We start from the raw sequence: 13,027 nt of genomic DNA on the forward strand, positions 1-13,027 counted from the left end.
GCGCCGCTGAGACGCAGAAGGCCCTGCCCCCGCCCGGATTACCGGAAGGGAGCAGGGCCTTTTGCTGTGGCGGAGAAGAGCTGTCAGCCTTCGTTCCGGCGGGCAGGCAGCGGAGCCGGCCGCAGCAGGCGGTAACCTTCCCGGGCCGGGGGCTGATCCGTGGGCAGCTCCTGGATCATTTCCTTGAGGACGCCGATGCCGTGTTCCAGCTGCGGGTCCGTGCCCGCCGCATAGGCGTGCGGCGGGAATGCCACTTCGATGTCCGGGTCCACGCCATAATTCTCCACGGACCACCCCACTCCGCCGCCAAACCAGTTGGCGTAGCGCGGCTGGGTCACGCCCGTGCCGTCTGCCAGCGAGAACCTGTTGTCGATGCCCACCACGCCGCCCCAGGTCCGGGTACCGATGACGGGCCCTATCCCCCGCAGCTTGGACACCTGGGTGATGATGTCGCCGTCGGAGCCCGCAAACTCATCGGCAAGGATGATCACCGGGCCCCGCGGGGCGTGGTGCGGGTAGGTCCGGGGGCGTTCGCCGCGCGGCATGCTCCAGCCGGTGACTTTCCGGCCGATCAGCTCGGCAACCAGCTGTGAAGTGTGTCCGCCCCGGTTCCGCCGGACGTCAACAATCAGACCGTCCAGGGCGGTCTCGGTGTCCAGGTCGCGGTGCAGCTGGGCCCAGCCGTTGGCCATCATGTCCGGGATGTGCAGGTAACCGTAGCGTCCGCCGGAGGCTTCCCGGACGGTCCGGCGGTTTGCTGCCACCCACTCCTGGTAGCGCAAGCGCTCCTCGTCCCTGACCGGGACCACCGCGATGCGGCGCTGTTTGCCTGCCTCTGTTCCGTGTCCGGCGCCGTTTCGGAGAGTCAGTTCCACAGCGCGCCCGGCAGCGCCCACCAGTTGCATGGCCGGCGACACGGTATCGGACAGCAACACGCCGTCAATGGCCAGGAGCACGTCTCCGGCCATGGCGGCAGCGCCAGGCCGGGTGAGCGGGGAGGTGGCCAGCGGATCGGACGATTCCCCCGCCAGGATGCGGGTAATTTCCCAGCCCGCGGTTGTGAACGCGAGGTCGGCGCCCAGACGGCCCTGGCCGTTGCTGCCGTTTTCGGTCACCATGGCCGGCTTGACGTAGGCATGCGACGTGCCCAGTTCCCCGTGGAGTTCCCAGAGCAGGTCCACCAGATCGTCGTGCGAACCCAGCCGGCCCACCAATGGACGGTACCGTTTGTGGATGGATTCCCAGTCCTGCCCAGCCATGTCCTCTGCCCAGAAGAAATCGCGCTGCAGGCGCCATGCCTCGTCGAAGGCCTGGCCCCAGACGCTGACCGGGTCCATCATCACGCGGATCCTGCCCAGGTCAACCTTGACCAGCTGCCCTGATTCCTCGTCAGCCTTGGCATCAGAAGGAACAACACTGACCTGCTTGTCACTGATCAGCACGATCTTCTTGCCGTCCCCGGAGAGCCGGTAGCTGTCCAGGGCGTCCACCAGCGTGGCGGGCTTCCGTCGCGCAAGGTCAAAGCGGACCAGGCTGGGCCGGGCGTCCTTGTCTTCGCGGCTGGCCTTGCCGTCGCCGGTGACACCCGCCAGTGCCCAGTCGAGCCACAGCAGGGCACCCTCGATGGCCGTCAGCGCAGTGTAGTTGCCCTGCGGCACCGGGACGCCGATGACGCGGTGGGCCAACCCGTCCGGGTCCACCCGGACCGGCGACACTTCTGCGTCCGGACCTTTCTCCTCCGGGCCGGCGGCTGCTTCCAGGTCAACGGCCGGGCCAAAGGGCGACGGCGTGGCTGCCGCCAGTGCCACGAGGTAGGGCTTGATGGGGCTGGGGAACGATAGGTCAAACGAGTGGCCGTCGTAGACAGGGTCAAAGCTGCGGTTGGACAGGAACGCCAGGAACTTTCCGTCGGGGGTGAAGCCCGGCGACCGGTCGCAGAAGCGGCCGTCGGTGACCTCAACGAGGCCGTCACCCAGTTTCGTCACGCTGGCCAGCCGTAGCCGGCTCCTGGAACCAAACGACGTGACGGGCTCAGACCACGCCAGCCATTCCGAGTCGGGCGACCATGCCAGTTCCTCGATAGTGCCCTCGCCGATGCTGGAGACTACAGCCAGCTCCCCTGTTGCCGTGTTTGCCAGGTAAACGTCACCGAAGGAGGTTCCTACGGCAAGCCACTTGCCGTCCGGGCTGGCTTCCATGGCACTGGCGCGGGAAGGCTTCGGAAATGCGATGCGGGATGGTTCCGGCCGCAGCCCGACAGCGGCGGCCACGCTGGAGCTGCCCACAGCATCGGGACCGGATTCAACTCCGGGCTCCGCGGGCATGGCCTCATCAGGCACCTGAATAACGACGTCGGCAGTCGCCAGGGCGCCCGGGCCCGCCGCAGGAACCGGCCTGGGCAGCGGCGCTGCCGGTTCTCCGGACGCACCGTGGGATTGGGCTGTACCGGGAGCTGCCGCGGCGGCCGGGGCCGCACTGCCGGCAGGAACCGCCGGAGCGGGAACGGCCGGGACGGCAATTTGGGCGGCGGCAACCTCGGCCGCGATTTCCTTAATGTAGATTGCCTCTACTCCGTCGTGGTCGCCGACGTATGCCAGGCGGCCGCCGTCGAGCGGCCGGGGCAGCCGCGCCCGGACTCCGGGGGTGGCCTCGACGATGCGGGAAGGGCCGTCCTTGTGGCGGATCCAGTGGAGGGTGCCGTGGGCCTCAACGGCGCTTGCCGAGCCGCCGGCATCCGGCACCACCTCACCCAGGTGCTTGGCTGCCTTCAGCAGGCCAGGGCGCCGGGATTGCGAGGCCGAACCCAGCGTGATGTCCAGCCGCACGGCGTCCGAGGACAGATCTTGAAGGATCCAGAGCTCACCGGCGGACTCGAAGACCACCCGTTGGCCGTCGCTGGCGGCGTGCCTGACGTAAAAGTCCTCGTGGTCCGTGTGGCGGCGCAGGTCGCCGCCGCCTGGCAGCACTGAGTACAGGTTTCCGTACCCTTCGTGGTCCGACAGGAACGCAATCCGGCCGCCGACCCAGAGGGGATCGGTGAGGTTTCCATCCAGTTCGGGAACCAGGCGTTCGAACTCGCCGTTACCGTCGGCGTCAATCCAGAGTTTGCCGCCGGTGCCGCCGCGGTACCGCTTCCACCAGGCGGGTTCGCGCGAGAGAACGCTGGCCAGGACAACCGGGCGTTCGTCCCCGACTTCCGGGCCGAACGCCACGGATTCGACGGGCCCGAAGGGGAGCTCCTGGGCCGAGCCGCCCTCCATAGGGACGCTGTACGCATAGGTGTGGCGGCTTTCCGCCTGACGGAAGGCGCTGGTCACCACCACATCGCCGCTGGCGGTGAAACCCTTCACCTTGGTGGTGCTGTGGCCAAAATAGGTCAGTTGACGGTAGCCGCCGCCGTCGACCTCTGCCGACACCACTTCCGGCGCGGTCCCCTGGATGACAGTCCAGACGAGCCGCTTGCCGTCAGGCGTAAAGCGAGGGTTGCGGGCGGGCAGCTGCAGCGATGAAACACGCCATGCCCGGCCACCGCTGAGCGGCGCGATCCAGACGTCGTCCTCTGCCACAAAAGTGACCAGATCGCCGTGGACATGCGGAAATCGGAGGTAGCTCGAAGAAGTCATCGTTCGATCATAGTCAACCTGCCCTGACGTCCATGGGAGGCACCGCGGTTCCGTCACGGTGTGGGGCATGGTGAGATGGAGCATGCACATTGTCATTGCCGGCGCCTCCGGGCTGATCGGGACACAGTTGGCGACGACGCTGCGCGGGGCCGGCCATGACGTGGTTACCCTGGTCCGCCGCAAGCCGTCCTCTCCCACTGAGGTCCGCTGGGATCCCGCCGCGCACCTACTTGATCCGTTGGCTCTGGCCGGCGCCGACACCGTGATTAACCTGTCGGGGGCCGGGATAGGCGACCGTCCGTGGACCAGTACCCGGATCAAGGAGCTGCTCAGTTCACGGCTCAGGGCAACGCACACCCTGGTTGAGGCTATGGGCAGGCTCGATGAGCCGCCGCGGACATTGATCAGCCAGTCCGGGGCTGATTTTTACGGCGATTCGGGGTCTGCGCAGCTTCGCGAAGACGCCTCGCCGGGCTCTGGCATCCTCGCCCAAATCTGCGTGGAGTGGGAGGCCGCCGCCCACCGGGCGCCAGCCGGAGTCCGCGTGGTCACCACCCGTTCCGGGATCGTCCTCAGCCGCTCGGGGGGCTCGATGGGACGGCTGTTGCCACTGCTTCGGCTCGGCGTCGGCGGTCCTCTGGGCAATGGCAGGCAGTACTGGCCCTGGATTACGTTGCCAGATATCTGCGCCGCTTTTGAGTTTCTGGCGCTCTCGGATATTCACGGCCCGGTGAACGTGTGCGCCCCGCAGGAGGCTGACATGAACTCATTGATCGCAGCGCTGGCCTCAGCGCTGCACCGTCCGGCCTATTTCCGGGTGCCCGCACCGGCACTCCGGCTGGTCATGGGCAAGATGGCCGACGAACTCCTGCTGTCCGGCAAGCGGATGGAGCCGGCAGTCCTGGAGGCCGCCGGATTCCAGTGGCAGCATCCTTCCCTCACCCAAGCCGCGGCCTGGGTAGCCGGCCGCTGAGCCGATCCCCGCATTCCGGCGGCGGCGTGCCCGGATACTAAAGGTCAGGAACCTGGAAGAACGTCCGCGATCCGCCATTGCCCATCCAGGGAGACCAGTACAAGACGAAGGACCTGTTCCGACGCCGGGGCACCCGCGGCCGCCACCTCGCCCGAGCTGTCCTGCTGCACGTAGGAAGAGGTTGCGGACGTGACCCCGACTACCGTCTGGCTTGCTGAGCTTCCCGCCTGGACCTGGACGTCTGAAACCGTGCTCGTGAAGCCGGTCAGGACATGCCCGGATGCCTGCAGCTCGTCCTTGAGCCGTGCATCGGCGGCGGCTGCCGTGGAGCCCGGGGCGTTAACAAGGTCCAGCAGCTCCAGCCTGCCCGTGCTAAAGGCAAGTGACCGCACGGCTGCCAGCGCGTGGACTGCTTCCGCCGGATCCGTTGAGACCAGCTGCGCGGCGACTGCTGCCGGAATCTCCGGGTGAGCGGTCCCAGTCGCCGCCCGGCCGGCAGTGTTGTCAGCGGAGCCGTTCCCCGTTTTGTCTGTAACGTCAGTGCCGGCTGTCCGCGATCCTGTCCCGAAGCTGTCCAGCGGCCCGCCTGGGCCAAACGCGGCGGCAGCCCAGATGGCGGCCGCCGCCACGGCAGCAGCTCCTGCGGACAGCAGAAGCGTCGCGCGTCTGTTCGCTGCCTTCGGCCCGGGCCTGCCTTTGCGTACGGGACAGGATTGACGGGGATCCGGGTCCGGCATCGATCGCCTTGGGCCCGGTTCCACTGCGTGCCTTGCGCGAGGCGTTGGTTTGTCGCTTGCGGCCGGTCCGGTGCCCCCGGACCTCTCATCCTGGACGGGTTTAGCGGGTTTAGCGGGTTTAGCGGGTTTAGCGGGCTTGGCGGGCTTGGCCTGTTTGGCCGGGCTGGGCCGAGCCTCAGGCTCCCCCTCCCCTGCCGGGAAGGGAAGAACCTGGCGCGCGCCGAACAGGCCTGACCAGCGCGACGTCGCGAGCCGGCGTCTCCACGCCCGCAGCCCGCTCCGGACTGCGCCGTCAGGATGCTCCGGGACACGACGCCGTGTCAGCAGCTGCGGGATGACGGTGGCGTGCACGGACGAAGCAAGGTCTACGGGCGACGGCGGAGCGCTGCGGTAGATCGCCGTCGCCAGTTCAACGGCGCTGGGCCGCAGCCGCCGGTCCTCGTTGAGGCCGGCCTCCAAGGCGGCGGCCAGCTCGGAAGGCACCTCCGGGAGCAGGAGCGCCAAGGGCGGCCGGTCCGCGGTTCTGCGTGGCGGTTCACCCGTCAGGCAGTACCACCCCAGCGCCGCCACCGCAAAGACATCACGTTCCGGCTGAAGTCCGGCCCGGACGGCATCCACGGGGGCCGGGTCCATAAAGCCCGCCGTACCGCAATCCGGCACTGCCGATGCGTCCCCCACCATCCTGGCAATTCCGACGTCTGACAGCATCGGCTTGCCATGACCGGTGAACAGGACGTTCCCCGGCGAGACATCGCCGTGCGTAAACCCTTTTGCGTGCAGGTAACCCAGGACCTGGGCAATGGGGGTCAGCACCGTCACCGTCTCCCCCACCGGAAGTTTGCGCCGGCTGGCTACGAGCTCGGCCAGGGATCCGCCAGGCGCATAGTCCAGCAGCAGGCCGATTCCACCGCTGCTTTCATCCCCGGATCCGGCCGCTCCCGGCTTCAGCCCGAACCGGACCGCGTCGTGCGCCTTAATCAGGTGTTGATGGTCAAGCACCGACAGGATGCGGATTTCGCGGCGGACATCCTCGGCGGCAGCACCCGATGGCCAGGCGTCGCTGGTGTCGGCCCGCCTGCCGTGTTGGACGCCGAGACATTTCAGCGCGAATTCCCGGCCGGATCTTTCCTCGGTGACCAGCCATACTGTTGAACTTCCACCGCGGCCCAACACACGTCCCACCGAGTAGCCGGGAACGTCCGGGGCAATGAAATCATCCATGAGTCATGTCTAGCGGAATACGCAGATACCTGCAGAAGTTATCCACAGGCCGCTCTCAGGCCGCAGATTCCGCCAGCCAGGGATGTGTGGTCCGCCACTTATATCGGACCCTTTAGGGACCGGGGTCTAAGCTGGATGCCATGACTCTTGAGTTTTCACAGGTGGGTCTCGCCCCGGACTTCGTCGAATACACACGGGGTTGGGATCTGCAACGCGAAATCCACGCCAAAGTTGTCGCGGCCGAGGCGCCCAGCACAGTCCTCATCCTTGAACACGCCGCCGTCTATACGGCAGGCAAGCTCACAGAAGAGCACGAGCGCCCGCTGGACGGCACGCCGGTAGTGTCCGTGGACCGCGGAGGAAAACTGACCTGGCACGGCCCTGGCCAGCTGATTGCTTATCCCATCCTCAAACTGAAGAACCGCTCGGGCATCCGGGACTACGTTGAGCGGCTCGAATCCGTCATGATCGCCGTCCTGGCGGACTACGGCATCAACGCCGGGCGCATCAAAGGACGCGCCGGAGTATGGATCACCGCGGACAGCAAAGGGCCGGACCGGAAGATTGCCGCCATCGGCATCCGGGTCCTGGACGGCGTCACCATGCACGGCGTCGCCATCAACTGCAACAATGACCTGGCCCCCTATGGCCAGATCATCGCTTGTGGCATCACCGACGCCGGCGTCACCACGATGTCCATCGAAGCTGGCAGAAACATCAACCCGAGCGATATTGCCGACCGGTTTATGGACGAGTTCCGCAAACACGAAGAAGCACTCGTTTCAAACCCCGAAGGAGCGCTCCTGTGACATTGGCACCAGAAGGCCGGAAGCTGCTGCGCGTTGAGCAGCGTAACTCGGCTGTCCCCGTGGAGCGGAAGCCGGAGTGGATCAAGGCCAAGGTCCAGATGGGTCCTGAGTATGTCCAGCTCAAGAACCTCGTCAAGAAAGAGGGCCTGCACACAGTCTGTGAAGAGGCCGGCTGCCCCAACATCTTTGAATGCTGGGAAGACAAGGAAGCCACGTTCCTGATCGGCGGCTCCGAATGCACCCGGCGCTGTGATTTCTGCCAGATCGATACCGGCAAGCCCTCCCCGGTGGACATGTTCGAACCCACCAAGGTGGCCCGCTCGGTCCAGGCCATGCAGCTGCGCTACGCCACCGTCACCGGCGTCGCCCGCGACGACCTCGCCGATGAGGGCGTCTGGCTGTACGCCGAGACGGTGCGGAAGATCCACGAGCTGAACCCCGGCACCGGCGTGGAACTTTTGATCCCGGACTTCTCCGGCAAGCCCGAGCACATCGCGGCGATCTGCGATTCCAAGCCCGAGGTCTTCGCGCACAACGTCGAGACCGTGCCCAGGATCTTCAAGCGGATCCGGCCCGCGTTCCGGTACGAGCGGTCCTTGGATGTCATCACCCAGGGCCGGGCCCTGGGCATGGTGACCAAGTCCAACCTGATCCTGGGCATGGGCGAGACCCGCGAGGAAATCTCCGAGGCCCTGCGTGACCTGCACGAGGCCGGCTGTGACCTGATCACCATCACCCAGTACCTGCGCCCGTCCGAACGGCACCTGCCGGTGGACCGCTGGGTCAAGCCCCAGGAGTTCGTGGACCTGCAGGATGAGGCCGACGAGCTCGGCTTCCTCGGCGTCATGTCCGGCCCGCTGGTCCGGTCCTCCTACCGTGCCGGCCGGCTCTGGGCCACCGCCATGCGCAAGAAGGGCTGGGAAATCCCCGCCGAACTCGCCCACATCGAGTCCTCCGGCAGCACCCGCCAGGAAGCCAGCTCACTGCTCGCAGCCCGTTCCTGACGCGCAATTCTGTTTGCCCTGAGGGCCGGCACCGGACAATATCCGGCGTCCGGCCCTCAGCCATAAATCACGTAGAATTGAGGCACTATGGCGAAAACCCCTGATTCCAGTAACACTGCACCGGCGGCCGAAGGCGCCCCGAAGCGTGGCCTCTTCTCGCGCAAGCCCAAAGAAGCAAAGGTCAAGAAGCCCAGCCGGCTCAAGCAGATCGGCGAAGTCTTCAACATGACCCGCCGACACGACCCCATGGTCCCGTGGCTGATGCTGCTGGTGTTCCTGGGCGTTGTGGCTGTTGGCCTCGTGGTTGGTTTGCTGCTGGAAAACTGGATCACCGGCCTGCTCATCGGCATCCCGCTGGGCCTGCTCGGAGCCACCTTGATCCTGTCCCGGCGGGCCGAACGCGCGGCGTTCGCGCAGATCGAGAACCAGCCCGGCGCGTCGGGCGCTGCCCTGGGCACGCTCAAGCGCGGCTGGATCACCGAAGACCAGCCCGTCTCGGTCAACCCCCGCACGCAGGATGCCGTGTTCCGCGCCATCGGCCGTCCCGGCGTCGTCCTTGTCAGTGAAGGCCCGACCGTCCGCGTCAAGCCGCTGCTGGACGCCGAGCGCAAGCGCCTGGCCAGGATCCTCCCGAACGTTACGGTACACGTGATCGAAAGCGGCCGCGGAGAGGGTCAGGTTCCCATCAGCCAGGTAGCCAAGAAGATGGGAAAGCTGAAGAAGGAACTGACCAAGCTCGAGGTGAACGCGGTATCCAAGCGCATCTCGTCGTTGGGCACCCGTCTCCCCATCCCCAAGGGAATCGATCCCTACAAAGCCCGCCCCAACCGCGGACGCTAAGACTTTTGAACCGCCCCGGTTCCGGCTCAGGCTGGGCCCGGGGCGGTCTTTTTTGTGGCGCCAACCATCGCGTCAACGCATCCTGAGATCGGAGAACCCATGACAACGCCGCTGAAGACAGTTGCAATCCGCGCCTTCCGAATCCTGGCGGTCGCCGAGGCATTCAGCTGGGCAGCCCTGCTGATAGGCATGTACTTCAAGTGGATCGCTAAGACCACCGAGCTGGGCGTGGAAATCGCCGGCCCGATCCATGGCGCACTCTTTGTGGGCTACGGAGTGGCAGCCCTTACCCTGTGGCGGCTTCAGCGCTGGCCGTTTGTGGTGGCCCTGTTCGCCGGGATCTCCGCTGTCTTCCCGTTCGCCACCATCGCGTTCGAGCGCTGGGCCGGGAAACGCGGCTACCTCACAGATGGCGCAGCACGCACCGCCGAGGTCAGGGAACCCGCCGGAGTCTAGCGGCGGACCAGCACCGTGTTCATCGCTTTGTCATGAAGGCCGCGGTGGTCCGGATCGAAAATCACTGCCGGGATGACAAGGCACAGGAGCAGGGCACGCACCACGGCGGGCAGCGGTCCCGCCGGCCCACCGCCCAACCGGACCACCTGGATACCCATGATCCGGTGGCCAATGCTGTACCCGAGTGTGCCTACGAGCAGCATCTGTTCGGCTGCAAAAACGGCCAAAGTGGCCCAGGAGTCTCCGCCGAACGCGAAATTGCTGATCAGCAGGGCAAGGCCCCAATCCAACAGGATGGCCACAATGCGCCGTCCGGCCCGGGCAATGGAGCCGGATCCGGTTTCCGGCAGCCCCAGGCGCTCTCCCGGGTATTTTGAGATGCCGGAGGTGTCCGGTCCGGTGAGCCAGGAGCCGATGTCGTTGCGATCTACCACGGTCCAAGCTTACCGACTTCCCACCGCTCACAGAGTGGAAGCCGCTGGACCACAGTGGGGACACCGGATAGCGTTGCCTGATCAGGGCATTTCTGTAACCTGCCCGAAACAATGTGGACACCGTCGGGAAATGACGTGTCCATAAGGTTGGTATCAGTTTCAAGCAATTACTCCAAGCAGGGAAACCGAGTTTCCCTGCCCTTCGGATTGCGCTGGGCCAGATGGCTTAAAAGCCAGATATTTACATATGCGTTAGGAGCATAGATGTTCAAGAATGCGGACGAAGTCCTCAAGTTCATCAAGGACGAGGATATTAAATTCGTCGATATCCGCTTCACCGACCTTCCCGGCGTCCAGCAGCACTTCAACGTGCCGGCAAAGAGCGTTGACGCTGACTTCTTCGTCAACGGCCAGCTCTTCGACGGATCCTCCATTCGCGGCTTCCAGGGCATCGCCGAATCCGACATGCAGCTCATCCCGGATGTCACCACCGCATTCCTGGACACCTTCCGCATGGAGAAGACCCTTGCGCTGAACTTCTCCATCGTGAACCCCCGCACCGGCGATCCCTACCACCGCGACCCCCGCGGCGTGGCCGAGAAGGCTGAAGCCTACCTCGCCTCCACCGGCATCGCCGACACTGCGTTCTTCGCTCCCGAGGCCGAATTCTTCGTCTTCGACAACGTCCAGTACCAGTCCTCCCCCGAGGGCAGCTTCTACAAGATCGACTCCGAAGAAGCGCACTGGAACACCGGCCGCGAAGAAGAGGGCGGAAACCTCGGCTACAAGACCCCCATCAAGGGCGGCTACTTCCCGGTTTCCCCCACTGACAAGCAGGCCGACCTCCGCGATGCCATGTGTGTTGCCCTGGACGAGGCCGGCCTTGAGGTCGAGCGCAGCCACCACGAGGTCGGCTCCGCCGGCCAGGCTGAGATCAACTACAAGTTCACCACCCTGACCCACGCCGCTGACGACCTGCAGAAGTTCAAGTACGTCATCAAGAACACGGCAGACGCCTGGGGCAAGTCCGTGACCTTCATGCCGAAGCCGGTCTTCGGTGACAACGGCTCGGGCATGCACTGCCACCAGTCGCTGTGGACCAACGGCGAGCCGCTGTTCTACGACGAAAAGGGCTACGCCGGCTTGTCCGACACCGCCCGCTGGTACATCGGTGGCCTGCTGAAGCACTCTTCCGCAGTGCTGGCCTTCACCAACCCAACGGTCAACTCCTACCGCCGCCTGGTCAAGGGCTTCGAAGCTCCGGTCAACATGGTTTACTCGCAGGGCAACCGCTCCGCCGGTATCCGCATCCCCATCACGGGCTCCAACCCGAAGGCCAAGCGCATCGAGTTCCGTGCGCCGGACCCCTCCTCCAACCCGTACCTGGCCTTCGCTGCCCAGCTGATGGCCGGCATCGACGGCATCCGCAACCGCATTGAACCGCCGGCTCCCATCGACAAGGACCTCTACGAGCTCCCCGCCGAGGAAGCCAAGGACATCCCCAAGGCTCCGGGAACGCTGGAAGAAGCCCTTGAGGCGCTCCGCGAGGACAACGAGTTCCTGCAGGCCGGTGGCGTGTTCACCCAGGACCTGATCGACACCTGGATCGAGTACAAGTACGAGTACGAGATCCGCCCGCTGTCCCTGCGCCCGAACCCGTACGAGTTCGAGCTCTACTACGGCGTCTAGAACACCGCGGGGCTGAACCTGTTCAACCCCAGAAAGTCCGCCCGGGCCGCCAGCATTTATGCTGCGCAGTCCGGGCGGACTTTTGGCTTTAAGGCGGGAGCTGGCTCCAGACGTGCTGAGACCAGGAGCCAGCCCCCTGACATGTGCTCCCCGAGACGAAGACTTTTCAAGCCTTCCCCCCAACAAGGTTTGAAGAACACCGCCATTCCACATAATGGGTCAAAGTGCGGCCTGTGGCAATTGTGGCGGCTGTTTCCGGCGAAATTATCCTGTAAAGCTGCGGAACATGGTCCGCTGCGGGCCGGAACTTCCGCCCAGGTACTGTCCGTGGTCCAGGAATCCGGCCTTCCGGTAGGCCGCCAGGCCCGCGGGGTTGCCTTCATTGACTGAAAGTACGACGCCGGACTCGCCGCTTCCGTGCTTGGCCGTCAGTTTCGCGGCTGTTGACACCGCTGCGGCCGCCGCAAGGCGTCCCAATCCCCTGCCCTGCCACCGCCGGTCGAGTAGGAATCCCCGGAGCAGCCACGCAGAATGGTCATCGGGCCAGCCGGCCAGCCGGGCAGCCCCCGCCTGGAGGGTGAGCACTCCGACTGCTTCCCCGCCGGCTTCGATGACATACGGGCGCCGGGACTCTTCCGCGAGGCCGGCCAAGGCCATGCGCAAGGGATCACCGACAAAGACGAGCTGCCCCGGTGCCAGTTCCAGGAGGGCGATTGCTCCCAACTGGATGGCGCACGCATCCGGGCCCAGGTCGTCCAGGGGAATGAGCCAGACGGACTGGACTGCAGCAGTCAGTTGCCCGGTGTTTCGGTGCTCGCGGCCGACGCATCCTCGGCCGGCGGTCCCGCAGGGTCCATCCACATGACTTCCCAGAGGTGCCCGTCCGGGTCCTGAAAACTGTGGTTGTACATAAAACCGTAGTCCTGCACTTCCTGCGACGGTGTGCCGCCAGCGGCGAGGGCCTTGCGGATGGTTTCGTCCACGGCTTCCTTGCTGTCCACGGAATAGGCCAGGATGGCCTCCGTCGAGCCGCTGGCATCGGCCACGTCCTTGTGCGTAAAGGTCTTGAAGAAGCCTTCCACCAGCAGCATCACAAACGCGTTGTCGTTGACGATCATGCAGGTGGCGTTTTCGTCGGTGTAGTCCGGGTTGAAGGAGAAGCCAAGGGCGGTGAAGAAATCGACTGACCTCTTCAGATCCTTCACGGGCAGGTTCAGGTAGATTTGCGTAGCCATGCGCCC

11 protein-coding genes are annotated in these 13,027 nt (G+C 65.3%); 6 read left to right on the plus strand and 5 right to left on the minus strand.

Annotated features, from left to right (window positions below):
• Positions 1–83: 83 nt before the first annotated feature.
• Positions 84–3,623, minus strand: coding sequence for a S41 family peptidase (locus tag J2808_RS19415; RefSeq protein ID WP_309819919.1), 3,540 nt, complete (start codon positions 3,621–3,623; stop codon positions 84–86).
• An 82-nt stretch (positions 3,624–3,705) separates the two neighbouring features.
• Here J2808_RS19415 and J2808_RS19420 point away from each other — a divergent pair, with 82 nt between their 5' ends.
• Positions 3,706–4,596 carry a TIGR01777 family oxidoreductase gene (locus J2808_RS19420; RefSeq protein WP_309819921.1) on the plus strand — a complete coding sequence of 297 codons (891 nt, stop codon included), beginning with the start codon at positions 3,706–3,708 and terminating at the stop codon, positions 4,594–4,596.
• A 44-nt stretch (positions 4,597–4,640) separates the two neighbouring features.
• Here the strand turns inward: J2808_RS19420 and J2808_RS19425 are convergent, their stop codons facing one another.
• Positions 4,641–6,554, minus strand: coding sequence for a serine/threonine-protein kinase (locus J2808_RS19425; RefSeq protein WP_309819923.1), 1,914 nt, complete (start codon positions 6,552–6,554; stop codon positions 4,641–4,643).
• A 140-nt stretch (positions 6,555–6,694) separates the two neighbouring features.
• Between J2808_RS19425 and lipB the strand changes: the two genes are divergently transcribed.
• From lipB to J2808_RS19445, 4 genes are all read left to right on the plus strand, one after another.
• The gene (gene lipB / locus J2808_RS19430; RefSeq protein WP_309819925.1) at positions 6,695–7,363 is read left to right on the plus strand and encodes a lipoyl(octanoyl) transferase LipB; all 669 of its coding nucleotides are present in this window, start codon (positions 6,695–6,697) and stop codon (positions 7,361–7,363) included.
• Positions 7,360–8,367, plus strand: a complete 1,008-nt coding sequence (gene lipA, locus J2808_RS19435; protein ID WP_309819927.1) for a lipoyl synthase — start codon at positions 7,360–7,362, stop codon at positions 8,365–8,367. Before lipB ends, lipA begins: the two co-directional genes overlap by 4 nt.
• Positions 8,368–8,454: 87 nt before the next feature.
• On the plus strand, positions 8,455–9,207 hold the full coding sequence (locus J2808_RS19440; protein WP_309819930.1) for a DUF4191 domain-containing protein: 753 nt from the start codon (positions 8,455–8,457) through the stop codon (positions 9,205–9,207).
• A 99-nt stretch (positions 9,208–9,306) separates the two neighbouring features.
• The gene (locus tag J2808_RS19445; RefSeq protein ID WP_309819932.1) at positions 9,307–9,663 is read left to right on the plus strand and encodes a DUF3817 domain-containing protein; all 357 of its coding nucleotides are present in this window, start codon (positions 9,307–9,309) and stop codon (positions 9,661–9,663) included.
• Here J2808_RS19445 and J2808_RS19450 read toward each other — a convergent pair.
• On the minus strand, positions 9,660–10,097 hold the full coding sequence (locus J2808_RS19450; protein ID WP_309819936.1) for an RDD family protein: 438 nt from the start codon (positions 10,095–10,097) through the stop codon (positions 9,660–9,662). The genes J2808_RS19445 and J2808_RS19450 overlap by 4 nt on opposite strands.
• Before the next feature lie 264 nt (positions 10,098–10,361).
• On the opposite strand from J2808_RS19450, the gene glnA reads away from it, so the two are divergent.
• Positions 10,362–11,786, plus strand: coding sequence for a type I glutamate--ammonia ligase (gene glnA / locus J2808_RS19455; RefSeq protein WP_309819938.1), 1,425 nt, complete (start codon positions 10,362–10,364; stop codon positions 11,784–11,786).
• A gap of 264 nt (positions 11,787–12,050) precedes the next feature.
• Here glnA and J2808_RS19460 read toward each other — a convergent pair whose 3' ends face one another.
• Entirely contained in the window at positions 12,051–12,581 is a 531-nt protein-coding gene (locus tag J2808_RS19460) for a GNAT family N-acetyltransferase (RefSeq protein ID WP_309820107.1), read from the minus strand.
• The gene (locus J2808_RS19465; protein ID WP_309819940.1) at positions 12,578–13,021 is read right to left on the minus strand and encodes a VOC family protein; all 444 of its coding nucleotides are present in this window, start codon (positions 13,019–13,021) and stop codon (positions 12,578–12,580) included. Before J2808_RS19465 ends, J2808_RS19460 begins: the two co-directional genes overlap by 4 nt.
• Positions 13,022–13,027 lie beyond the last annotated feature (6 nt).

The sequence above is a fragment of the Pseudarthrobacter sulfonivorans genome, assembly GCF_031454915.1.
GTDB classification, from domain to species: Bacteria; Actinomycetota; Actinomycetes; order Actinomycetales; family Micrococcaceae; genus Arthrobacter; species Arthrobacter sulfonivorans_C.